This window comes from Aminobacter sp. MET-1 (genome assembly GCF_026521175.1).
In the GTDB taxonomy this organism is placed as follows: Bacteria; Pseudomonadota; Alphaproteobacteria; order Rhizobiales; family Rhizobiaceae; genus Aminobacter.
This window is the reverse complement of the sequence record NZ_JAMSHL010000025.1, coordinates 56,371-77,783: the sequence shown is the minus strand read 5'-3', so window position 1 is coordinate 77,783 and position 21,413 is coordinate 56,371. Positions and strand designations below refer to the sequence as shown.

The following is a 21,413-nucleotide window of genomic DNA, read 5'->3' as shown; positions in this document are numbered from 1 at the left end:
CATGAAGGCGGCGACCACCACCAGGGTGGCGACCATCATGAAGGCGGCGACCACCACCAGGGTGGCGACCATCATGAGGGCGGCGACCATCACCAGGGAGGCGACCATCATGAAGGCGGTGACCATCATGAAGGTGGTCACGACCATGCCGACCATGACCACGGTGGCCGCAAATAGTCTGCTGGCTGCGTGAAAGGCAAAGAACAGGGCGGCTGGCCGGAGCATATCCCGGATCGGCGATAGGGCGCCCGTTCAACTATCTAGACGAATTGCTTTGGGGGAAAGCGCCGGCCGGGCGTCCTGCTGAGGCAAGTTCGAGGAGCTTCGGGGGACGCCCGGTCTTTAGCTTCTTCGACCCCGCTGCGGCCCTCTGGTCAGGCATTCACCACAAACGATAGCAGCAGTTCCGGTACCTTTATCGGGGCGCGGACGATGTTGAGCTGACCGCGATAGCGCCGCTCGGCGGCACCTATGACGAAACCGCTGGCGATCGGGACGCCGTCATTGGCGTCAAGTCGGGCAAAGATATCGGTGACGTTGAGATCGAGTGACAGCCTGAGGTCGCGATGCGTGTCTTCGCCGAAACCTACCGGCAGCTGCCGCCGCACCAGATGTTGGAAGGCAGGATTGAACGTCAGGATCTTCTTGCCCGAAGACAACGCGAAAGCGGGCGCGGGGCATGCGCCGAGGATGGCATTGATCGTTCGCAGCGAAGCCAGCTTGGCAAGTGCGCTGCTCTGGTCTGCCATCCAGCGCAGGCAGGCGACGCGGATGGCCGATGCGAGATTGCTGGTGTCGCCATTGGCCTGGGCGATCTCCTCCACCATCTCGCCGATCGTGAGATGATTGTGTTCGGCAAGCTGCTTCAGCGTCGTCCAGAACAGGCGTTCGAGACGGATGCCGCGCCGCGTTCCCTGGCGCACGACAACACGGAAGTCGGTCGCCAGATCGTCCGGCGTGAACACATTGAGCCTGAGGCTATCAGGTGCTGTGGCACTATCGCTCACGCAACGCCTCGTTTCGTGCCTTGTTGATCGGCTTGAGAAGGTAGCTGAGAATGGTCTTTCGGCCGGTGATGATATCGACCGTCGAAATCATGCCGGGGATGATCGAATACGACTTGCCGTCCTTCTCCAACTCCGAGCGGTCGGTCGAGACGAGCACCTGATAGTAGGGCTCTCCAGTATTCTGGTCGACGAGGCTGTCGGCGGTGATATTCTGAACCTTGCCGGCAAGGCCGCCGAAGATCGAGAAGTCGTAGGCCGAGACTTTGATCAGCGCGTGCTGTTCGGGGCGAATGAAGGCAACATCGCGCGGTGAAACGCGGGCCTCCACCAGCAGCGTATCCGATGTTGGCACGATGCCGGCGACGACGGTGCCCGGTTGCACGAAGGCGCCGAGCGTGTTGACGTCGAGCGTGTTGACAATGCCGTCGACGGGCGAGCGGATATCGGTACGCGCGACGCGGTCGGTAGCACCGCGGATGGTCTCGTCCACGACCGAAAGCTCGGCCAGCGCCTGAGTCAGTTCGTCCAGCGCCTCCTGCTGCAACTGCAGTCCGAACTCGTCCACCTGAAGCTTGGCTTCGCCGATCGCGGCCTCGGTGCGCTTGATCGTTTCCTGGGCAAGGTTGAGCTGGCCCCTGATTTCAGTCTGCTCGCGGTCGACGCGGATCTGCTCGGTCTGGGCCATCAACTTGCGCTTGACCATGGAGGTGACGAGCTCGGCCTCCCTGTCGCTGACGGTGAGACTGTCGGTCAGCCGGGTCACGTTGACCTTGGCTTCGTTGAGTTCCTTCTCGCGCTGGTCGAGGCGCGACTTCAGCACCGAAAGCTTGGTGTCGAAATTCTGTCGCCGCGCCACCAGAAGCTTCTGCTCGTTCTCGCAGATCTGCGGTGCTGTTTTGACCAACTCGTCCGGGCACATCAGCGGCTCGGCAATCCGGCCTTCCTGCTCCTGCTTGAGGCGGGCGATGCGGGCGCGCAGCGTCCTAGCTTTCGCCTGTTGCTCGCCAAGGCTGGACTCGTTCAGCGTGTCGTCGAGCCTGACGATGAGATCGTCCTTCTTGACGATCTGGCCGACTTTGACGGCGATCTCCTGAACCACGCCGGGTTCGCTCGCCTGCACGATCTGGGTCTTCGAGGCGGGAATGACCTTGCCTTCGCCGCGCGCGATCTCGTCGACCTCGGCGACCGACGCCCAGATCACGAAGGCGACAAACAGCGCGCCCACGATCAGCACCGCGGCCGATGCAAACAACGGCGGCCGGTCTTCCCTGGTAATCATGTTCTCCCCATTATATTGAACGAATTCAATATAACACTCCCCGCTAGTGCCTGCCCTCAGCCGCCAGGCTTCTGCAGCGCCTGAATGACTTTTTCTTTTGGTCCGTCTGCAACGATGCGACCCTGCTCGACCACGATAAGGCGGTCGACGATCTCAAGCATACTGTAGCGATGGGTCGAGATGATCAGTGTCGTCTTGTCGTCGAACGCCGTCTTCAATTGCCTGATCAGCAGCCGCTCGGAGGCGAGGTCCATCGAACCCGAGGGTTCGTCCAGGAACACGATCTTCGGCTTGGTCATCAGCAGGCGGGCAATCGCGACCGCCTGTCGCTGGCCGCCGGAAAGATTGGTGCCACGCTCCCCAACATTCATGTCGTAGCCGCGCGGATGGCGCGAGACGAAGTCATCGACGCCGGCCGCCTTGGCGGCGGCGATGATGTCCTCGTCGCTGGCCTCCGGCCGCGCCATCAGGAGGTTTTCCTTGATCGTGCCCGAGAACAGGTCGCCGGCCTGCGCGACGATGCCGACGGCGGCGCGAACCTCTGATGGATGGTATTGGCGCACATCGATGCCGTCGAGCAGCAGTTCGCCCGAAGTCGGCAGGTACAGGCGTCCGATCAGGCGTCCGAAGGTGGTCTTGCCGGAGCCGATCCGACCGATGATACCGACGCGTTCGCCGGGATTGACCGTCAGGTTGACGCCTGTCAGCACTTCGGTTTCCGTGCCGGGATAGGCGAAGCCCACATTGCGCAAGGTCAGCGCGCCCATGCGGATCGGCCGGTTGACGAAGCCGACCGTGTCAGGGCGGTCTTCCGGCTGCTGCATGATGGTGTTCAGCACCTTGAGCGACAGCATCGCCTGGCGGAAGCGCGAGATGGTCATGGCCAGCTGGCCGAGCGGGGCCACGGCGCGGCCCGACAGCATGACGGCAGCGATGATGGCGCCGGTCGAAACTGCCCCCTTGTCGAAGGCGTAGGCGCCGGCGACGACGAGCGCCACGGTCACCAGCTGCTGGATGAAAGCCGTGAAGTTGGCTGCTGCGGCCGACAGCTCCTTGATCTTCTCCGAAGTGTTGGCGGCGTTCTTGGAGTGCTCGCGCCACTTGCGCAGCAGATAGGCTTCAGCGCGCAGCGACTTGATCGTCTCGACCGTCGAGATCGACTCGACCAGCAGCGACTGGCGCTGCGAGGCTTCGTTGAGCGAGGCGGCGACACGCTTGCCGATGCGGTGCTGTGCGACGAGCCCGACGATGATGGCCAGCACAAAGGCAATGACCGGCACGATCACCAGCCAGCCCGAGACGAGGTAGATCACCAGCAGGAACACGAACACGAACGCCGTGTCGATGAAGGTGCTGACCGTGTTCGAGGTGAAGAACTCGCGAACGAATTCATATTGCGTGACGCGGTTGGCATATTCGCCTGTTGAAGCCGGGCGCGCGCTGAGCGAGGTGTTCAGCACTTTCTCGAACAGCATGTAGGAGATGCGCAGGTCCGCCTTTCGCCCGGCATGGTCGATCAGCGCGGCGCGCGCGGTCTTGAGCAGCAGGTCGAACAGGATTGCCGTCGCCACGCCCATCGCCAGCACCCACAGGGATGAGATCGACTTGTTGGGCAGGACCCGGTCGTAGACGTTCATCGTGAAGATCGGCGAGGCGATGGCCAGCAGATTGATGAAGATCGCAGCCATTGCGACGCGCGAATAGGATCTCCAGAATGAGCCGAGCGTGCCATAGAGCCAATGCGGCCGCTCGATTTTCGCCGCTGTGCCGACGGTCATGTCCTCGGCTGCATTGGCGTAGGTGATGGAGAAGGCAACGCCGCCCGAGATCGGTGTCGCCATCAGGTCGGCGCGCGAGATCGACGTGCGCCCGTCTTCCTGGGGTCCGGTCAGGAACTCAGCGCCGTCGCGCTGTTCGGCCAGGATGGCGATGGGCAGGCGATTGGCACGGAAGACGATCGCAGGTAGCTCAAAGCGGCCCCGCGAAAAGTCGCGCTGGGCAAAGTCGTGGACCTCGAGGCCGATGCGTTCGGCAAGGTGCCTGATTTCCTGCACCTCGATCCGCGTCTCTGAGATCGGAACACCGGAAAACAGCACAGTTTCGGCGCTGGGGCGGCCGAGATAGGCCGCCACCGCCGAAAAACAGGATTTGAACGCCTCGACCGGAGTCTGGATATGCGTCTGCTGGTTCATGACGGTCGGGGGCTGCCGTCAGGCAGACACCCTATTTCTTTCTGACCGGGGCAAGCAGGTCGAACGGCATGTCGTTGACCTGCTCCGACGGCGTCCGCGCATAGGTCTCGGTGTCGGCTGTCGCTGGCACGTTGAATTCGCTGCGGGCGTAGGCGGTAGCCTGCTTGGCCGGTGCAATGTTCATCGTCTTCAGCAGCTGGCCGGTTGCGGCAAGCAGGCGATACTCGGCGAAAAGCGACGCAAATGCTGCAGTATTTGCCAGGGTCTCCGTGTTGAAGCGCGTGTTCTGCGCGTCGAGCACGTCGAGCAGCGAACGCTGGCCGACCTTGAACTGCTCGCGGTAGGACACGACCAGCCTGTCGTTGGCGACGGCCTGCTGGCGCAGCGTCTTGGCGAGATCTGCCTGGCGGAAGCGACGATCCCACGAAATACGCACGGCTTCGTCGATTTCGCGCTGGACCTGGTGCAGAGCCAGGCGCTGTTCGCTGACGCGACGGATCTGTTCCTGCTCGTTGGCCTTGTCGATACCGCCGCGATAGAGGTTCCAGCGCAGCACAACGCGGGCCTGCAGGTCATTGGTCTCGTCGGCCGAACCGTCGATGTCGTTGCCGATGCGGGCGCGGCCTTCGGCCACGACTTCTGGGCCATACTTGGCGCGCGCGGCGTCGACCAGCGCAGCCGCCGAGTCGATATCGCTGTTGACCATGTGAACGCGCGGATTGTTGCGGCGGGCGAGCCCGATCGCGTCATCGAGCGAGCGCGGCAGGGCCTTGGCGACCGAGCCGGGCTTGGCCGGGCTGACCAGCGGCTTGCCGACGGTCTTGAAGAAGCGAATCTTGGCTGCTTCCAGCTCTTCGGCGGCTTCCTGGACGCGCGCCTTGGCGGCGTACAGGCGCTCTTCGGCCTGCTGGCGGTCGGCATCGGTCAGCGCGCCGCCCTGGATGCCTTCGCGGATGTCGCCGAGGATCGACTGGTGGAAGCCGAGATTGCGCTTGGCGTCGCCCACGATCTGGGCTTGCAGGACGTATTCGAGATAGTCCTGGACGACGGACAGGCCGATGAATTCCGAGCGTTCGAGGACGCGGAACGATGCTCCGTCGACACGCGAAGCCTGGCGGTTGAGCTCTGCGCGCCGGGCGCCGTTGTCGAACAGCTTCTGTGTGACGACGATACCGGCTTCCGACGGATAGAGCGCGTCGTCTTCGATCGACAGGGCGCGGCGCGACGGATTGTCGAGCCGGCGCACGCCGCTCGAAGCCTCCAAGTCGACGCTTGGCAGGTAAAGTCCCTTGGCCTGACGCAGTTCGAACTCGATGGCTTCGCGATTTTCGATGGCTTGACCGATCTCCGGGTTGGATTCGACGGCCACCGCCATCGCCTCCTGCAAGCTCATTGCACTGGCGCCGTTGCCCGACAGCATTGTCGCTGTTAGCAAGATAGCAAGGCGCCTGGCCACGCGTCCGATACTCATCGGCATTTCATTCTCCCACTCATCCCCAGCACCCCGCTGCGCTGGAGAGCCCGTCCACATCCACCGCGAGCAATTATCCAGCACCGCACGAAAATCGACAGCAAATTGATAGGCCTTTTCCCGATTCAGGGGGATTCCCAACATTTGCCCAAGCACTGTATCAAAAATGCTACATTTCCAGCGGCTAAAACTACTTTTGCTGATGCGTTGGTCCAAGTGTTGAGGTCGCTTTTGCGGGGCTATTACCTTTCCGTCAGAGTCCAACCGCAGATTGCCGAGTCTCGAGCGAACCGAGTCGCAAATTCCTTGCGGTGGCATACTCGATCTCACTCACATCACTGCGGCACCGGGCCTTCGCCGGGAGCAATGGCGGCAAAGTTGTTGCCGACCGATGCAACCTGCGCCGAACCCGGCTTGGCGCCGTGGATCCAGGCGCGGTCCGTGCTGAACGAATAAAGCGGCACATAGCTGCGGTAGGCGCCGTCGCGGGCCACCGTATTGCTGAGGTTGTCGAGGATGAAAGTTCCGCTCTGGGTCGCGACCGACAACACCGCGTGGAAGACGCCGCGGCTCCTGTCCTGCAGCACCACCAGCGACATGCTCTGCGCCGGAACGCCGGCCTCGATCAGTGCTGCCATTTTGAGGATGACGTAGTCTTCGCAGTCGCCGGCGCCGCGCGCCAGGATCTCGGTGGGTTTGGCCCAGTAGTCCATGTCGCCGTAATTGGCTTCGTCCTTGCGGTAGGCGATCAATGTGTTGATGCCACGATTGACCGCCGCCAGCTTGTCCAGGAACTTCTGGTCGCGTGCTTTGGTCACCAGTGCGGCGAAGGAAGCGCCATTCTTGCCGCAGGCGGATGCGTCGGCACAGCCGTCGATGGCGCTGTAGATCTTGGCCCAGCGTGCAGCGACCGGGAAGTTGCGCATTGGAATGGCAACCGAGCCGAAGACACCGGGAATGATCGCTGCAGTCTTGATCGGATCGACGCCGGGGGAGGGCTGCTCTTCTGCTTTGCTACGCTCGACCAGGCCGTAACCGTCAAAGTCCCTGCCGAAGCCGAACACGACGGTCGTGGAGGCGGGGCGAACTTCGCTTAGCACCAGTCCGCCGAGCAAGCGCGGCGGCTGCCATTCCGTAGTGGTGGCCGCTGCTTGGCCGTCGCTTGCAGCGGCGACTTGCATCGTTCCCGCCAGCAGTGCTGCAACGGTAAAACTCTTCAGCGCGAATATTGAGCAGCTTGTTGCTGTTGATTTCATGACGCCCACCATTTGAAGTGGACGTTACAGATGTGGTCTCAAATTATCGGAAACGAACGCAGGTAATCACAGTATAAAATCCAAGTTATACTTTGTATCAAAATTGCCGAAAATTTTCTGCTTTGTTTAATCGAGCAGATGGAAGGCTGGTGCGTTGCCACATTACGTGTCTTCATTTTGGTCGGCGGAGGGAACAAAGGCATGGCAGCAGGCCGCGAATTTGACCGCAGGCCGTCGTCCGAGTGGCGCGCATGATCGTTTCGCGTACGGCCATGATCTATTGTGCGGCGATAGCGGCGATGGCGGGTGTTGCCGTCTTGCTCATGTCCAGCGACCGGACCCGCCTGCCGCCGCAGCCAGTCTTTGGCGACCAACGGCAACCGCAGGGCGGGCAGTCGGAGGCCGCTCTGGCTCCACTCGGAGGCGCAGAAGTAGCCTCCCTTGCAGCTCGGACCGTCGCCGCCGATGTCGTCGCCCCGCCAGCCAGCGCAGGCCACCCTTTGCAGCGTGTCGCGGCGCGGCCGCCGCTCGGCGATCTCGGTGTTGCCGCCCAGCCGAGACGAACGCCTTCAGGCGATTGGCAAGGCACGCTTCTCTACCGACCTGTGGTGACGTCTTCGGCTTCGTTCGAGACAATGGGGTACGTCATCTCGATTGCCGATGTGGAGGCGGTCCCGCTCGGCAAGACCTGCGACTATGAAGGCGTTACCTGGTCATGCGGCGGGCGCGCCATGCTTGCATTCAGATATTGGCTGCGCGGTCGCGCGCTCGTGTGCGCCGTGAAACCGGCTGCCGACCGTGTTGCCGCCGCGGTACCGTGCCGACTGGGCAAGCAGGATGTGGGCGCATGGCTGGTTGCCAATGGCTGGGCGCTGGCGCGGCCGGGCGGTGCATATGAGAAGGCAGAGAGCGTCGCGCGCAGTGCCCGGATGGGCATTTTCGGGCCGCCGGGTTGAGCGTCCGAACCCGGGTCGCACCGAGGCTTTATGGCAGCTGAATAGGGAAAATGAGCGCCTTTCGAACACATCCCTCAAATTGTTCGTATTCACAGAGGGAATGTTTCATTCTCCGCCTGTAGATCGATTCGTGACGAGTACGGAGGGATCTGGCGTGGACAATAATGGTGCGGGGCATTCGGGTCGGGATTGGGCGCCGATCGTTCGCTATTCGCTTCTCGGCACTGCCGCTTGCGCGGTGGTGGCTGCGGGAGCGGCGGCGGTGCTGTTCAGTGGTCAGCCCGACGGGACCTTCTGGCGCGGTGTGATCGGCGCCGGTGCCGTTGCCTCGTTGGTGGCTGCACCCTTGCTGGCCCTGGTCGCCAATGAACGGCGCAAGTTTGCCTCGCTCCGCTCGGAAGTCAGCAGGCTGTCTTCGACCGACGCGCTCACCTCCTGCCTCAACAGCGGCGTTTTCGCCAATCTGATCGATGCCTTCCGCGGCAACTCCGCGTCCGGCGGCCGCCGGCAGGGTGCGTTGCTGGTCGTCGAGATCGATGATTTCCGCGCCATCAACGCCAAGTTCGGCCATGCTTGGGGTGATGAGGTGCTCAAGAGCGTCGCCGGAACCATCAAGTCGTCGGTCCGCGCCGGCGACCTGGTCGGCCGCATCGGCGGCGAGGAGTTCGGTATCTTCCTGCCCGGCACCAGCCGCGAGAATGCCGAGCGTGTCGCCGAGCGTATCCGTGGTACCGTCTCCGACACCATTCTCGAACCGGGCGCCCGGCAACTGCCACTGTCGGTCAGCGTCGGCGCGGTGCTGTTCGAAGACCAGGTCGAGTTTGACGATCTGTTCCGTCATGCCGACGATCGCCTCAGTGAAGCCAAGGCACGTGGCCGCAACCGCATCGAGTTTGCCGAGTTGTCGGACCAGCCTGAAGGCCGCCCAAGCTACGACTCCTGAGGTTCGCGCAACCCTGCGCAGCCCAATCGCGAGACCGCTTGCATTTTAACGGTTCGTGCAAGACTTCCTGAAATCTCAGCATGTCCTAATGTGCCGCAGCAACTGGCGGGGGTCAGGCCATGTGGAAGTTCCTGCGGGCCGAGAATGGAAATTTCGGCGTCATGACGGCGATCGCCATGGTGCCGATCATGGCGGCGGTCGCCGGAGCGGTCGACTTCGTCAGCATCAACAATAAGGCTGACAAGCTTCAGAACTCACTCGACACCGCCGGATTGGCCATTGGCACGAAGTACTATTCGGGTATGACCAAGACCGAGCTGACAGAGCTTGGTCGAAGCTTCTTCGAGGCCAACCTGGTCCGCATCCGTGAGAACGCGGACGACCTGATTTACAACGAGCAGGTCAGTGATTTCGAAGCGTCGGCGTCTTCGTCCGGCGACAAGAACTTCATCGAGGTCAAGTCCAGCATTCACCAGCTGGGAATGTTCGGTGGCTCGATAGACTGGACCGCACATCGCCGGTCAGTCGTGCAGGTGGCGCCTGGTCAGCCGGCCTGCGTGCTTGCGCTTGATCCTCACGCCTCGGCCTCGGTCAAGCTGCAAGGGTCCACCCGGGTCACGCTCGATGGCTGCATCATCGCCTCGAATTCCGATGCCGCCGATTCCGTCTCGCGCGGAGGATCGGCACTTGTGCAGGCGGAATGTGTGGTAACGGTCGGCACAACGATGGGTCTTGGCACGTCCAGTACCAAGCTGGCCTGCGGGCTGCCGCATGAGCGCCAGCTGGCGTCGCTCGACCCGTTGGCGAATGTCGTGCCGCCGCCCTATACCGCCTGCCAGAACGTTTCTGGCGGCAAGACCAAGACGCTGTCGCCCGGCACCTTCTGCAACAAGACGATCTCGGGCGATGTCACGCTCGAGCCGGGCAACTACATCCTGCGGGGTGGACAGATCAAGCTTGGTGGCAATGGCAGGCTGACCGGAGCTGGTGTCACCATCTTCCTGATGGAGGATGCGCAATTTGTCTCCAATGCCAACGAGGTGATCAATCTGTCGCCGCCGTCCACCGGCCCCTATGCAGGCATCACCATCTACCAGGTGAAGACCAACACCAACGATGTTCAGATCAATGGCGGTTCGGGATCGAACGTCGCCGGTTTCATCTACGCGCCGGCCGCCCACGTCTTTTACGCCGGCAATTCCGACATGACGGGAGATGGTCTGTGCATTCGCATCGTCGGCAACACCATCGAGATGACCGGCAACTCATCGGTGAAGTCCAACTGCGATGCCGAGCTTGGCGGAAAGAAGATGTATGCCGGCCGCATCATCTCTTTGGTTAGGTGAGCCCGGCAATGTCGGCGCACCTTGTGTCTCCGCCTGCAACAGTTGGTTGCTGGCGCTCATATCCCAAGCCTCTAATCTGAGGCGGGGCTTGATTCGCACACCGTTTGGAGAGGGAGAAACCCCGGTGTTCATAAGCAGGAAGATCTTCTTCAGCGCAGTCTCGGCAATCGCCATCAGCGTCTTGCCAATCACGCTAGATTCGTCGTCCATCGTCAGTTTCGCCAAGGCGCATGCCAAGGGTGGAGACAAGGGCGGTGGCAACGACAAGGGTGGTGGGAGCGACAAGGGCGCCGATCGGGGCGGCGGCAACGCTGGCCGTGGCAAAAGCGATGACAATGGCAAAGGCAAGGGCGGAGGGGCGGAAAAGTCCGGGGGCAAGTCGGCATCGGCCGGCAACCTGCTGGACACGCTGCTCAGCGGCGGCAAGCCCGAGAACCGGAAAGCCAAGCCGGCGGTTGAAAAGGGCGCCAAGTCGAGCAAGAAGGCCAAGTCCGTCGACGTCGCGGCGCTTGATACGCCTGGCGGCAAGCCGGTCAAGGAAAAGAACCTGAATGCCCGGCTGGCCGGCCTGAATTCGCTCAATCGCAACTACCACGCCTATCTCAGCTCGCAGTCGCCGCGCATGGCCCTCATCAGGGACTATGTGCTCGCGTCGGCCAACGCCGACCTGGCGGGCGACGCGCTGAAGGCTGCCACCGACAAGGCGGCGCTGTCGCAGGCTGCCCTTGATGCCGCCCTGGCGGCCATCGAGCCGTTCGACGGCAGCGCGCCGGTCGCCGATCCGACTGCCGACGCGCTCAAGGCGCGCCTGGATGAGCTGAACGGCATGGAGCCACCGGTCGATCCAGCTCAACTCGACGCCTTCAACGCCGAGAAGCAGGCGCTGTCTGATGCGCTTGCCGCTGCAGACAAGCTGGCGACGGACGAACAGGCGGTTGCCGACGCCCAGGCTGCTGCGGATGCTGCGGCAGTAGGCACCACAGACGCGGATCTCAAGAAGGCCCTGATGGCGGCCGCCAACAAGAACCGCGTTGCCGAATATGGCGACGACTACATCAACGACCAGGTGATGGACTGGGCCAAGGATGTGCTCGGCGTCGGCGACGCCTACGGCAAGATCGATCAGGTCAAGGAAGCGCTGGCGACCAAGACCGCGTCGGTCGAGCCCGAGCCTGAGCCGGTGGTCGAGCCCGTTGTCGAAGCCACCCCGGCAGTACTTCCTGTCCTGTTGCCGGCGAACTGACGCTTCGGGTCAGCCACTGAAGAATTCTCGACCGCCGCCGGGTCTCCCGGCGGCGGTTTCATTTTTGCGGAGGGCATGGTCCGGCGCCATTGTGCGCCGGCATGGGAAAAACAACCGGAACTCGCTCGTTCCCCGTTGACTCCGCCCTATCTGTTTTGCAGAGTGAAACCGGTTTCACTTTCCGGGAACATGCCGCTTGAAGTTCGACCTGTCGATCCTTGCCAAGCATATCCCTTTCCTGCTGGAAGGGGCGTGGCTGACCTTTCAGGTCTGCCTGCTTGCCGTCGTCGGCAGTCTGGTGCTCGGGCTGCTGGTCGCAGCGGCGCGCACGTCCGCCTCGCCGCTGCTCAACCGGCTGTCGGCTATCTATGTCGATATTTTCCGCAACATTCCTTTCATCGTGCAGCTGTTCTTCTTCTATTTTGGGCTGCCCGAGATCGGTATCTACATCGATGCCTTCACGACCGGCGTCATCGCCATGTCGATCGCAGGCGGCGCCTTCACCTCTGACGTCATTCGCTCGGGCATCCTGGCAATCGACCCGGGCATCATCGAGGCTGCGCAGGTCAGCGGGCTGAAGAAAAGCACGATCTTTCGCAAGATCGTCATGCCCATTGCCCTGCGCGCCTCGGTTCGACCGCTGGGCTCGGTGTTCATCAACCTGATCCTGACCTCGTCGATCCTGTCGACCATCACGCTCAATGAACTGACCGGCTCGGCCAAGATCGTCGCGTCCAATACCTTCAGGCCCTTCGAGGTCTATTTCGTCCTGCTCGTCGCCTATGCGGTGCTGACCTGGTTCGTATCGATCCTGATCGGTCTGCTGCACCGCTACCTCAATCGCAACCAGGCGGAAGGGGCGGTCTGATGCGCTACGGAGACTTCACGCCTTACGATCTGGTGCTGCTGCTCCAGGGGCTGGGTGTTTCGCTGGCGCTGTTCGTGTCGACCACGCTGATCGGTCTGGTCATCGGCACGCTGTGGGCGGTGATCCGGTTCTATCGTGTGCCGGTGCTGGCACAGGTTGTGGCCTTCGTCGCCGAGCTGCTCAAGAACTCGCCTGTTCTGGTGCAGCTGTTCTTGGTTTTCTTCGGCCTGCCAGCGTTCCTCAAGATCAACGTCACGCCGACGGAAGCCGCCGTCATCACGCTGTCGGGCAACAGTGCCGCCTTCATCTACGTCATCGCTGTTTCGGCCATCGAATCGGTCGGCCGCGACCAGATCGAGGCTGCGCGCGTGTTTGGTCTCAGCCGTTGGCAGATCCTGCGCCGGGTGATCGCGCCGCAGGCGGCGGCCTTCGCCATCGGCCCGTTGACGGGCCTGCTGGTCAACCAGCTGCAGGTCACCTCGCTGATCTCGGTCATCGGCGTCATGGACCTGACCAAGGTCGGCAACATTCTCAACCTGCGCACGCTGAAGCCCTTCGCCGTCTGGGCCGCCGTCGGTGCGCTCTATTATCTCACCGCCAAGCTGGTGGCTTATGCCGGCGCCCGCTTCGAGAAGCGGCTTCGCGCCCATACCGCCTGGAAGGGTCTGTAAATGATCAGCATCACCGGCCTGCGCAAATCCTTCGGCGCCGCCACTGTCCTCAACGGCATCGACCTCGAGATCCGCCAGGGCGAGGTGGTCTCGGTGCTCGGCTCGTCCGGCTCGGGCAAATCGACGCTCATCCGCTGCATCAACGGTCTCGAAAAGATCGATGCCGGCAAAATCACGGTTGACGGTTTCGACGTCTCCAAGCCGCGCGAACTGTCTGAAGCGCGCAAGCGCTCGGGCACCGTGTTCCAGCTGTTCAACCTCTATCCGCACATGACGGCGGTGCAGAATGTAGCGCTTGCCCCGGTCGAGGTGCTCAAGGTGCCGCGCAAGCAGGCCGAGGCCGAAGCGCGTGAATTGCTGCGTTCGGTCGGGCTGTCCGAACGTGCCGACGCCTATCCGGCGCAGCTGTCGGGCGGCCAGCGCCAGCGTGTCGGCATCTGCCGGGCGCTCGCGATGAAGCCGAGCTATCTCCTGCTCGACGAAGTCACCAGCGCGCTCGATCCCGAGATGACGGCGGAGGTGCTGTCGATCCTGGCCAATCTCGCCAAGGGCGGCACGACCATGGTGTTCGTCACTCACGAGATCGAGTTCGCCCGTTCCATCTCCACGCGCATCGCCTTCCTCGACAAGGGTCAGATGATCGCCGACCTGCCGACTGCCGACTTCTTTTCCGACAAGGGCATGGCGCTGCCGCGCGTAGCCCAGTTCCTCTCCAAGATGCGCAAAGACTGAAAAGACCGAAATGATCCTGCTTGCCAATTCCGAGGCCTGGCCCGGCTTCTCCAAGAGCGTCGACCTTCTGAAGGCTGGTCGCCACGGCCTCGATGCCATGGTGGCCGGCATCGGCGAAGTCGAGCGTGAAGTGAAGGTCCGTTCCGTCGGCTTCGGCGGCTGGCCGAACATGCTCGGCCGCATGGAATTCGACGCCGGTGTCATGGACGGCACAAGCCGCGAGGTCGGTGCCGTTGGCGCCGTGCCTGATACGCTGCCGGTGTCGGCGCTCGCCCATGAAGTGATGAAGCGCCTGCCGCATGTCATGCTGACAGGCGACGGTGCCCGTCGCTTTGCCACCGAGATCGGCTTTGGCATCGACGAGACGCTCTACGAAGACAGCAAGCGCGTCTGGTGGGAGCGTCTGCAGAAGGAGCTTTCGTCGGAAGAGCTGGCAAAATTCCCCGACATTCCGCTGGCGCCGCTGAGCCGCACCATCACCGATCCGGAGCGTGTCCGCGACACCACCGTGTTCCTGTCCAAGGACAGTGCCGCCGGCCTCAACGTCGTCACCTCGACCTCGGGCTGGGCGTGGAAATATCCTGGCCGCCTCGGCGACTCGCCTATTCCCGGTGCCGGCTTCTATGCCGACAGCCGCTTTGGTGCTGCCGCCTGCACCCACACCGGCGAGATGACCATGCGCTGCGGCACCGCGCGCACCATCGTGCTGGCCATGCGGCTTGGCCATTCGCTCGAACAAGCGATTGCTTTGGCTGTCGAGGAGTTGCTTGAGCTGAAAAGTGGCTTCCTCGCCGGTGTCGTCATCCACGCGCTCGACGCTCACGGCAAACACAAGGTCGTCAGTCTGAATTGCGAAGAACAGATCCGCTACTGGTACTGGGACGAAACCCTGCCGGAACCGGAACACCGCTTCGCCGAACCGTTTACATCCTAAAACTCAAGGGAGAGGAAAATGAAGAACCTGATTGCGAAACTGGCGGGCGCAGCGCTTGCCATCGGCCTGGCGGCCACGGGCGCAGCCCAGGCCGGCAAGATCGATGAGATCCGCGAGCGCGGCACCGTCCGCATCGGCGTGTCGCTCGGCGGCGAGCCGATCGGCTTCCGCGACGCCCAGAACAACCCCGTCGGCTATGACGTCGACGTGGCCACCATGCTCGCCGAAAAGCTCGGCGTGCCGGTCGAGTTCGTCGACGTGTCGGGCGACGCCCGCATCTCGATGCTGGTGTCGGGCCAGATCGACATCGCGGTCGCCAACACCTCCGCGACGCTCGAGCGCGCCAAGTCGGTGGATTTCTCGATCCCCTACAACCGCGCCGGCTTGCGCATCATCGTCCAGAAGGACGCCGGCATCACTTCGCTTGAGGGCCTCGCCGGCAAGAAGATCGTCGTCGGCCGCGGCTCGACCGGCGAAACCTTCATCAAGAAGGCGGCGCCCCAGGCCGAGCTCGTCTACACCGACAACTTCTCGCCCGAGGGCGTGCTGCTGCTCCAGCAGAAGCGCGTCGACGCGGCCATCGAGGACTCCTCGCTGCTCGACTATCTCGCCACCAAGAACGAAAACCTGGTGACGCTGCCGGGCCTGCACTCCAACGACCCGATCGGCATCGCGGTCGCCAAGGGCGACGATGGTTTCGTGCGCTGGATCGACATGTTCGTGTCGGACTACATCCAGAGCGGCGCCTATGAGACCAACTACAAGAAGTGGTGGGGCGAGACCGCCAACCCGCCGGCACTGACCCCGCTCTGGTAATACGGAGTTGAGACAACGGGCAGGCGGGACATTCCGGCCTGCCCGTTTTGCATTCGGCTCGTCTGGTTTCAGGACGTCGAGCGCGGCACGAAGAAGGTCGGCACGGTCACGTCGGCCTTGCCGTTAGCGAACTCGCCGGGTCGGGTCAGGAAACGCAGGATCTCGGCGACATAGGCATTCTTGTCGTAGCCGATGGACGAGATCGGATAGGCCTCGAAGTCGGTCAGCGACAGGTTGTCGAAGCCGTAGAGCCTGAAGCGCCCGGGCCGGTTGTGCGAGAGTGCTGCGCGGTGAACGTCCATCACGCCCATGGCCATGGCATCCGAGGTGCAGAACACCGCATCGACATCTGGCCAATCGCCCGACTGGGCCATCTGGCGGCCGCTCGCATAAGAATAGTCGCCGCGCAGTTCGGCAACTAGGCGGATGCCGTGCCGATGCATCTCGGCCTTGTAGGCGGCGATGCGGCTCTGCTCGACCGGCGAGGATACGCGGCCGGTGACGAGCGCCGCCGTGCCGACACCCTTGCCGGCGGCGTCGGCCACAGCTTCCGCGATGCCGATGGCTTCGTCGGGCACGACCGAGGGCGAGGAGCCGTCATGCATGCCGTTAAGCATCAGGACGTCGTCGCTGCGGAACATCTTGCGCACGCTTTTGGCGTCGGCGAAGTCGGAGAACACCAGTGCTGCATCGACATGGTAGGCGACGCCGTTGCGCAGGAACTCCTCGATGCGCTCGACAGAGCCGACGCGCAGGAAGATGACCTGCTTGCCGATCGACTGGATTTCGCCGATCAGCAGGTCGAACAGATCCAGGTCGGAGAAGTCGTGGATGTGGTTGACGATGACGGCGATCAGATTGACGGTCTTGGTGGTCAGGCTGCGCGCCAAGAGATTGGGCTTGAAGCCGAGCTTCTCTGCTGCTTCAAGCACACGCGCGCGCTTGTCGGCCGAGACCGGGCGGCTTTCGCTCGACAGTGCCCGCGAGGCGATGGCGCGCGATACGCCGGCAAGCTCGGCGACATCGGCGATGGTCGGCGATGTCCGTCGTTTGCGCGAACTGTCCATTGCTGCCTTTGCTAAGTGTCGGTCTTTGGATCCGGCGTCCTGGCCGGGGCGCCCGGCCGCAGAATTCATTCGGGAACTGATTTGATGATTACCTGCTTCGACATTGGCGGTTCAACGATAAAAAGCGCCCGCGCCCGATCGGCCGGCGAAATCGAGATCATCGACCGGGTGGCGACGCCACTCGACGATTTCGACGCCTTCGCCGCCGTCATCGCCGAGCGCGTCGGGACAGGCGAGGGGCGCACGAAGGGCGTGTCCATCTCCATTGCCGGCGTCGTCGACCCCGCCTCAGGCAGCCTGAAATGCGCCAACATCCCTTGCGTCGACGGCCGCCTGATCGCCGACGACCTGGCGAGGGCCATCGGCCTGCCGGTGTGGATCGCCAACGACGCCGATTGTTTTGCGCTCGCCGAGGCGACCAGTGGCGCCGGCAAGGGCCATCGCAACGTCTTCGGCGTAATCCTCGGCACTGGCGTCGGCGGCGGGCTTGTCATCGATGGCCGCATCGTTGCGGGTGCCGGCGGTTATGCCGGCGAGTGGGGGCATGGCAAGGCGTTGCAGACAAGCGTTGGCCAGCCGCCCGTCGAGGTGCCGCATTTCGCCTGCGGCTGCGGCCAGTCCGGCTGCGTCGACACCATCGGCGGCGCCCGCGGCATGGAAAAGCTGCATAGGCTTCTCTGTGGCGAGGTGCTGTCGAGCACCGAGGTCATCGACCGCTGGCGCGCCGGCGAGGCGAAGGCGAGCCGCACCATCGACATCTATCTCGAACTGGTCAGCGTGCCGCTGGCGCTGACGCTCAACATCATTGGCTCGTCCATCGTGCCTGTTGGAGGCGGCCTGTCCAACGTGCCCGAACTGATCGAAGCGCTGGACCGCGAGGTGCGTGGCCGCACCCTGCGCCGCGCCGCCAATCCGCTGGTGGTCAAGGCAGCGCTGAGCACCGAACCCGGCCTGATCGGCGCAGCAGCGCTCGGCCTGCAGGAGATCGCCCATGTCTGAGGCGACAATGTCTGAGACCGTCCTGCTCGAAGTCTGTGTCGACAGCCCGGAGGGCCTCGCTGCGGCGATCGCGGGCGGCGCCGACCGCATCGAACTCTGCGCCGCGCTCGAGACCGGCGGGTTGACCCCGTCGCCCGGCCTGATGGCGCTGGCGGCCAATGCGCCGATCCCGGTGTACGCGATGATCCGCTCCCGACCCGGCGATTTCGTCTACGACGATGGCGACATGGCCGCTCTCCTGGCGGATATCGATGCGGTGCGCGCTGCTGGCCTCGAAGGTGTCGTGCTCGGCGCTAACCACGCCGACGGCAGCCTCGACCGCGATGTGCTCGCCAAGCTGGCGGCGCATGCCCAGGGGCTGGGCATGACGCTGCACCGCGCCTTCGACCTCGCCGGCCCGGACTTTGACGGGGCCATCGACCTCGCCATCGAACTGGGCTTCGAACGCATCCTCACCTCCGGCGGTGAAACGACAGCGCTGAAAGGGCTGGACGCTCTCGCGGCCTGCTTCACCCATGCCGGCGACCGCATCGCCATCATGCCGGGATCGGGGGTCAATCTCGAAACCCTTGGCGCCATCCTGGCGCGGCTGCCCTTCCGCGAAATCCACTCGTCCTGCTCGGTGGCGTCAGATGTTGCCGGCGGCAAGGCGCTGGAACTCGGTTTTGTCTCGCCACGCCCGAAGCACACCGACATCGACACCGTCAGGGCAATGAAGGCCGCACTGTCCTAATCGGGTTCAGGGCTGCTCGGCGAGGTCCTTGCTCGAAATCTCATAGAGCGTCTTGTCGGTCTGCGCATCGACGCCGACGAGGCTCACCTCGTGCCCCCACAGGCGCTGCACGTGGCGCAGGGTCGCGTCGCGGCTCTGCTCGACCAGCGTTCCGCCTTGGTGGACGGTGTGCTTGAGACGCAGCTTGCGGTCGCCCTTGAGGTCGGCGTCGACAGCCTGGATGTCGGGCTGGGTCATACCGACATCGTAGCTGTCCGCCAGCTTCGAGCGCACCCGCTCGTAGCCGCGCTCGTCATGGATTGCGGTCACCTCGTAATAGGGGTCGGACGATTCTTCGCGCAGCGAAAACAGCCGCATCTCGCGGATCAGCGCCGGGCTCATGAACTGGCGGATAAAGGATTCGTCGCGGTGGCTGGCCCAGGCGTCGATCAGCGTCGCGCGCCAGTCGCCATTGCCGGCGAAATCGGGGAACCAGTCCTTGTCCTCCGCCGTCGGCTCCATGCAGATGCGCTGGATGTCGCGCATCATGTTGAAGCCCAGCGTGTAGGGGTTCAGCCCGCCATAGCGCGGGTCGTCGAAGCTTGGCTGGAACACCACGTTGGAATGGCTCTGCAACACTTCCAGCATGGTGCCTTCGCTGATCAGCCCGCGGTCGAACAGGCTGTTCATGATGGTGTAGTGGGTGAAGGTTGCGCAGCCCTCGTTCATCACCTTGGTCTGGCGCTGCGGGTAGAAATATTGCGCGATGACGCGCACGATTCGCAGCACCTCGCGTTGCCATGGCTTCAGCACCGGGCTGTATTTCTCCAGGAAGTAGAGCAGGTTTTCTTCCGGATATTCGATTGCCTGCTGGCGTTCGGACAGGTCGGTCTCGACCTCGCGCGGCGCGCTTGTCTCATGCGCCTGGGGCAGGGTACGCCACAGATCGCTGAAGGTGCGTTCCTCGTGCTCCAGCCGCTCGCGGATGCGCGCCTGCTCGCGCTCGACCGAGAGCCGAGGCCTGCGGCGATAGCGGAACACTGCCTGCGGCATCAGTGCGTGCGCGGCATCGAGCACGGCCTCGACCGCAGCCGGCCCGTAGCGCTCCTCGCAGCGGGCAACGTAGCTTTTGGCGAACTCCATATAGGCGAGGATGGCGCCTGCATCCGTCCATTGCTGGAACAGGTAGTTATTCTTGAAGAAGTGGTTATGGCCGAAGGATGCATGCGCGATGACCAGCGTCTGCATCGCCATGGTGTTTTCTTCCATGAGATAGGTGATGCAGGGATTGGAGTTGATCACCAGCTCGTAGGCGAGGCCCATGCGGCCCCTGCGATAGAGGTTCGACTCGTGGACGAAATGCTTGCCGAAAGACCAGTGCTGGTACATCAGCGGCATGCCGATCGACGAATAGGCGTCGAGCATCTGTTCCGACGAAATCACCTCGATCTGGTTGGGGTAGAAGTCGAGATGCATCTCGTCGACGGCGATCTCCCGGATCGCCTCATAGGCGCGCGACAGGTCGCTGAAATTCCAGTCGGAACTGGTGAACAGCAGTTGCGGGGCTTTCGAACGCTTCTCCACCTTGCATCCTCAACTGCGCTTGCCCGAAGGCGGCTGCTTGGCGAACAGCTCGTGGAAGACGGGGTAAATGTCCGCGGGCTTGGCGATGCGGGTCATCTCGAAATTGGGCCACTCTTCGCTGACTGAGCGATAGGCGTTCCACAGCGACGTGCCGTTGTCGGCGTGGCGGAACATCTCGCTCTCGCGCTCGTCGATGATCTCGACATAGGCGTAATACTGGCAGAGACGCATCAGCGTGTCGTTCAGCATCGAAACGCACTTGTCGGAATCGTTGGGGATGTTGTCGCCATCCGACGCCTGGGCGGCGTAGATGTTCCACTCATGGCTGGGATAGCGCTCGCGGATGACGCGCAGCATCTCTTCCAGCGCCGTCGACACGACGGTGCCGCCGCTCTGGGTGCTGTAGAAGAACGTGTCCTCGTCGACCTCCGAGGCCTCGTGGGTGTGGCGGATGAAGACGATGTCCGTCTTCTGGTAACGCCGCTTGAGGAACAGGTGCAAGAGCACGAAGAAGCGCTTGGCCAGGTCCTTTTCGCGTTCACCCATCGAGCCGGAGACGTCCATCAGGCAGAACATCACAGCATTGGCATTGGGCACCGGCTGCGGCTCGAAACGCTTGAAGCGCACGTCGATGGGATCGATGTAGGGAATGAGCTTGCGCCGGCGCAGCAGCGTGGCGTGCCTGTCGCGCAATTCGGCGAGGCGTTGCAACGTGGCCGGGATGGGCCGCTTCTCCTCTTCCAGCTGCTTGATCTCTTCGGCGAGTGCGTCGAGTTCGTCCTGCTTCGGCCGATGCAGCGCGATGCGCCGGCCGAAGCTGTTGAACATCGTGCGCGCCACGCTGATGCTGGTCGGGTTGCCGCTCATCGTGTAGCCGGCCCGGCGCGGCCGGAAGGTCACGACCTCCTTGAGGTTGAGCTTCACCAGGTCGGGCAGCTCGAGGTCCTCGAAGAACAGGTCAAGCACCTCCTCGCGGGTCAGCGCGAACTGGAAGTCGTCCTCGCCTTCGCCCGAGGCCGACGGTTCTGAGCCCTTGCCGCCGCCGGCCGCCGGGCGCGGGATGCGGTCGCCGGTGCCGAACACCTTGTTGCCGGGCAGCACCTCTTCGCGCGTGCCGGTGTGGGTGGCGCGCTGGAAGGTCGGTTCGCCGATACCCTTGGTCGGAATGCGGATCGTCTGGTCTGTGTCGGCCGTGTCGATCTTTCCCGATTTGACGCGCTCGTTGATCGCCCGCTTCAGCTCGTCGCGGGCGCGCTTGAGGAAACGCTGCCTGTTGCCAAGGCTCTTGTCCTTGGGGTTCAGGCGCCGGTCGATGAAATTGGGCATTGTGTCCCCGC

The 21,413-nt window shown here is 63.1% G+C and carries 20 protein-coding genes; 11 read left to right on the top strand and 9 right to left on the bottom strand.

The features are described 5' to 3' along the window. The 6 genes from NDO48_RS25220 to NDO48_RS25195 form a co-directional block, all read right to left on the bottom strand. Positions 1–225, bottom strand: a 225-nt coding sequence (locus tag NDO48_RS25220; protein WP_267322607.1) for a hypothetical protein, incomplete at its 3' end; no start/stop codon positions are given. A gap of 149 nt (positions 226–374) precedes the next feature. After that, the gene (locus NDO48_RS25215) at positions 375–1,007 is read right to left on the bottom strand and encodes a ribbon-helix-helix domain-containing protein (RefSeq protein WP_026226789.1); all 633 of its coding nucleotides are present in this window, start codon (positions 1,005–1,007) and stop codon (positions 375–377) included. Then, positions 997–2,286 carry an HlyD family type I secretion periplasmic adaptor subunit gene (locus tag NDO48_RS25210; RefSeq protein WP_018425953.1) on the bottom strand — a complete coding sequence of 430 codons (1,290 nt, stop codon included), beginning with the start codon at positions 2,284–2,286 and terminating at the stop codon, positions 997–999. Before NDO48_RS25210 ends, NDO48_RS25215 begins: the two co-directional genes overlap by 11 nt. Positions 2,287–2,342: 56 nt before the next feature. After that, positions 2,343–4,478, bottom strand: coding sequence for a type I secretion system permease/ATPase (locus NDO48_RS25205; protein ID WP_267322606.1), 2,136 nt, complete (start codon positions 4,476–4,478; stop codon positions 2,343–2,345). 31 nt (positions 4,479–4,509) lie between these two features. Further along, positions 4,510–5,949, bottom strand: coding sequence for a TolC family protein (locus NDO48_RS25200; protein WP_018425955.1), 1,440 nt, complete (start codon positions 5,947–5,949; stop codon positions 4,510–4,512). A gap of 335 nt (positions 5,950–6,284) precedes the next feature. Next, a complete protein-coding gene (locus NDO48_RS25195) occupies positions 6,285–7,205 on the bottom strand; it encodes a transglutaminase-like cysteine peptidase (protein ID WP_245262105.1) in 921 nt (306 codons plus the stop codon). A gap of 251 nt (positions 7,206–7,456) precedes the next feature. Here NDO48_RS25195 and NDO48_RS25190 point away from each other — a divergent pair, with 251 nt between their 5' ends. The 9 genes from NDO48_RS25190 to NDO48_RS25150 all read left to right on the top strand — a co-directional run bounded on the left by NDO48_RS25190 (position 7,457) and on the right by NDO48_RS25150 (position 15,714). Next, entirely contained in the window at positions 7,457–8,161 is a 705-nt protein-coding gene (locus tag NDO48_RS25190; protein ID WP_267322605.1) for a thermonuclease family protein, read from the top strand. 154 nt (positions 8,162–8,315) lie between these two features. Next, positions 8,316–9,104, top strand: a complete 789-nt coding sequence (locus NDO48_RS25185; protein WP_267322604.1) for a GGDEF domain-containing protein — start codon at positions 8,316–8,318, stop codon at positions 9,102–9,104. A 119-nt stretch (positions 9,105–9,223) separates the two neighbouring features. Next, positions 9,224–10,450, top strand: a complete 1,227-nt coding sequence (locus NDO48_RS25180; RefSeq protein WP_267322603.1) for a TadE/TadG family type IV pilus assembly protein — start codon at positions 9,224–9,226, stop codon at positions 10,448–10,450. 124 nt (positions 10,451–10,574) lie between these two features. Next, on the top strand, positions 10,575–11,693 hold the full coding sequence (locus tag NDO48_RS25175; RefSeq protein ID WP_267322602.1) for a hypothetical protein: 1,119 nt from the start codon (positions 10,575–10,577) through the stop codon (positions 11,691–11,693). A 196-nt stretch (positions 11,694–11,889) separates the two neighbouring features. Beyond that, the gene (locus NDO48_RS25170) at positions 11,890–12,561 is read left to right on the top strand and encodes an amino acid ABC transporter permease (RefSeq protein WP_267322601.1); all 672 of its coding nucleotides are present in this window, start codon (positions 11,890–11,892) and stop codon (positions 12,559–12,561) included. Continuing rightward, complete coding sequence (locus tag NDO48_RS25165) at positions 12,561–13,232, top strand: amino acid ABC transporter permease (RefSeq protein ID WP_267322600.1); 672 nt, start codon at positions 12,561–12,563, stop codon at positions 13,230–13,232. Before NDO48_RS25170 ends, NDO48_RS25165 begins: the two co-directional genes overlap by 1 nt. Continuing rightward, positions 13,233–13,964, top strand: coding sequence for an amino acid ABC transporter ATP-binding protein (locus NDO48_RS25160; protein ID WP_018425963.1), 732 nt, complete (start codon positions 13,233–13,235; stop codon positions 13,962–13,964). A 10-nt stretch (positions 13,965–13,974) separates the two neighbouring features. Next, a complete protein-coding gene (locus NDO48_RS25155; protein WP_018425964.1) occupies positions 13,975–14,898 on the top strand; it encodes an isoaspartyl peptidase/L-asparaginase in 924 nt (307 codons plus the stop codon). A gap of 18 nt (positions 14,899–14,916) precedes the next feature. Next, positions 14,917–15,714 (top strand): transporter substrate-binding domain-containing protein, encoded by a 798-nt coding sequence (locus tag NDO48_RS25150; RefSeq protein ID WP_018425965.1) that lies wholly within the window; start codon positions 14,917–14,919, stop codon positions 15,712–15,714. A gap of 68 nt (positions 15,715–15,782) precedes the next feature. On the opposite strand, the gene NDO48_RS25145 is transcribed toward NDO48_RS25150, so the two are convergent. After that, positions 15,783–16,781 (bottom strand): LacI family DNA-binding transcriptional regulator, encoded by a 999-nt coding sequence (locus NDO48_RS25145; protein ID WP_018425966.1) that lies wholly within the window; start codon positions 16,779–16,781, stop codon positions 15,783–15,785. Positions 16,782–16,865: 84 nt separating this feature from the next. Here NDO48_RS25145 and NDO48_RS25140 point away from each other — a divergent pair, with 84 nt between their 5' ends. Both NDO48_RS25140 and NDO48_RS25135 read left to right on the top strand, forming a co-directional pair. After that, positions 16,866–17,780, top strand: coding sequence for an ROK family protein (locus NDO48_RS25140; protein ID WP_267322599.1), 915 nt, complete (start codon positions 16,866–16,868; stop codon positions 17,778–17,780). Then, complete coding sequence (locus NDO48_RS25135) at positions 17,773–18,513, top strand: copper homeostasis protein CutC (protein ID WP_245262107.1); 741 nt, start codon at positions 17,773–17,775, stop codon at positions 18,511–18,513. The genes NDO48_RS25140 and NDO48_RS25135 overlap by 8 nt, the downstream gene beginning before the upstream one ends. Before the next feature lie 6 nt (positions 18,514–18,519). On the opposite strand, the gene NDO48_RS25130 is transcribed toward NDO48_RS25135, so the two are convergent. After that, on the bottom strand, positions 18,520–20,076 hold the full coding sequence (locus NDO48_RS25130; protein ID WP_018425969.1) for a SpoVR family protein: 1,557 nt from the start codon (positions 20,074–20,076) through the stop codon (positions 18,520–18,522). Positions 20,077–20,085: 9 nt separating this feature from the next. Continuing rightward, positions 20,086–21,402, bottom strand: coding sequence for a YeaH/YhbH family protein (locus NDO48_RS25125; RefSeq protein WP_018425970.1), 1,317 nt, complete (start codon positions 21,400–21,402; stop codon positions 20,086–20,088). Positions 21,403–21,413 lie beyond the last annotated feature (11 nt).

Bases quoted from the DNA above. Each gene is read 5' to 3' on its own strand.
- NDO48_RS25210 (WP_018425953.1), bottom strand. From the start codon at position 2,286: ATGATTACCAGGGAAGACCGGCCGCCGTTGTTTGCATCGGCCGCGGTG.
- NDO48_RS25205 (WP_267322606.1), bottom strand. From the start codon at position 4,478: ATGAACCAGCAGACGCATATCCAGACTCCGGTCGAGGCGTTCAAATCC.
- NDO48_RS25200 (WP_018425955.1), bottom strand. From the start codon at position 5,949: ATGAGTATCGGACGCGTGGCCAGGCGCCTTGCTATCTTGCTAACAGCG.
- NDO48_RS25195 (WP_245262105.1), bottom strand. From the start codon at position 7,205: ATGAAATCAACAGCAACAAGCTGCTCAATATTCGCGCTGAAGAGTTTT.
- NDO48_RS25190 (WP_267322605.1), top strand. From the start codon at position 7,457: ATGATCGTTTCGCGTACGGCCATGATCTATTGTGCGGCGATAGCGGCG.
- NDO48_RS25180 (WP_267322603.1), top strand. From the start codon at position 9,224: ATGTGGAAGTTCCTGCGGGCCGAGAATGGAAATTTCGGCGTCATGACG.
- NDO48_RS25165 (WP_267322600.1), top strand. From the start codon at position 12,561: ATGCGCTACGGAGACTTCACGCCTTACGATCTGGTGCTGCTGCTCCAG.
- NDO48_RS25160 (WP_018425963.1), top strand. From the start codon at position 13,233: ATGATCAGCATCACCGGCCTGCGCAAATCCTTCGGCGCCGCCACTGTC.
- NDO48_RS25155 (WP_018425964.1), top strand. From the start codon at position 13,975: ATGATCCTGCTTGCCAATTCCGAGGCCTGGCCCGGCTTCTCCAAGAGC.
- NDO48_RS25150 (WP_018425965.1), top strand. From the start codon at position 14,917: ATGAAGAACCTGATTGCGAAACTGGCGGGCGCAGCGCTTGCCATCGGC.
- NDO48_RS25145 (WP_018425966.1), bottom strand. From the start codon at position 16,781: ATGGACAGTTCGCGCAAACGACGGACATCGCCGACCATCGCCGATGTC.
- NDO48_RS25140 (WP_267322599.1), top strand. From the start codon at position 16,866: ATGATTACCTGCTTCGACATTGGCGGTTCAACGATAAAAAGCGCCCGC.
- NDO48_RS25135 (WP_245262107.1), top strand. From the start codon at position 17,773: ATGTCTGAGGCGACAATGTCTGAGACCGTCCTGCTCGAAGTCTGTGTC.
- NDO48_RS25125 (WP_018425970.1), bottom strand. From the start codon at position 21,402: ATGCCCAATTTCATCGACCGGCGCCTGAACCCCAAGGACAAGAGCCTT.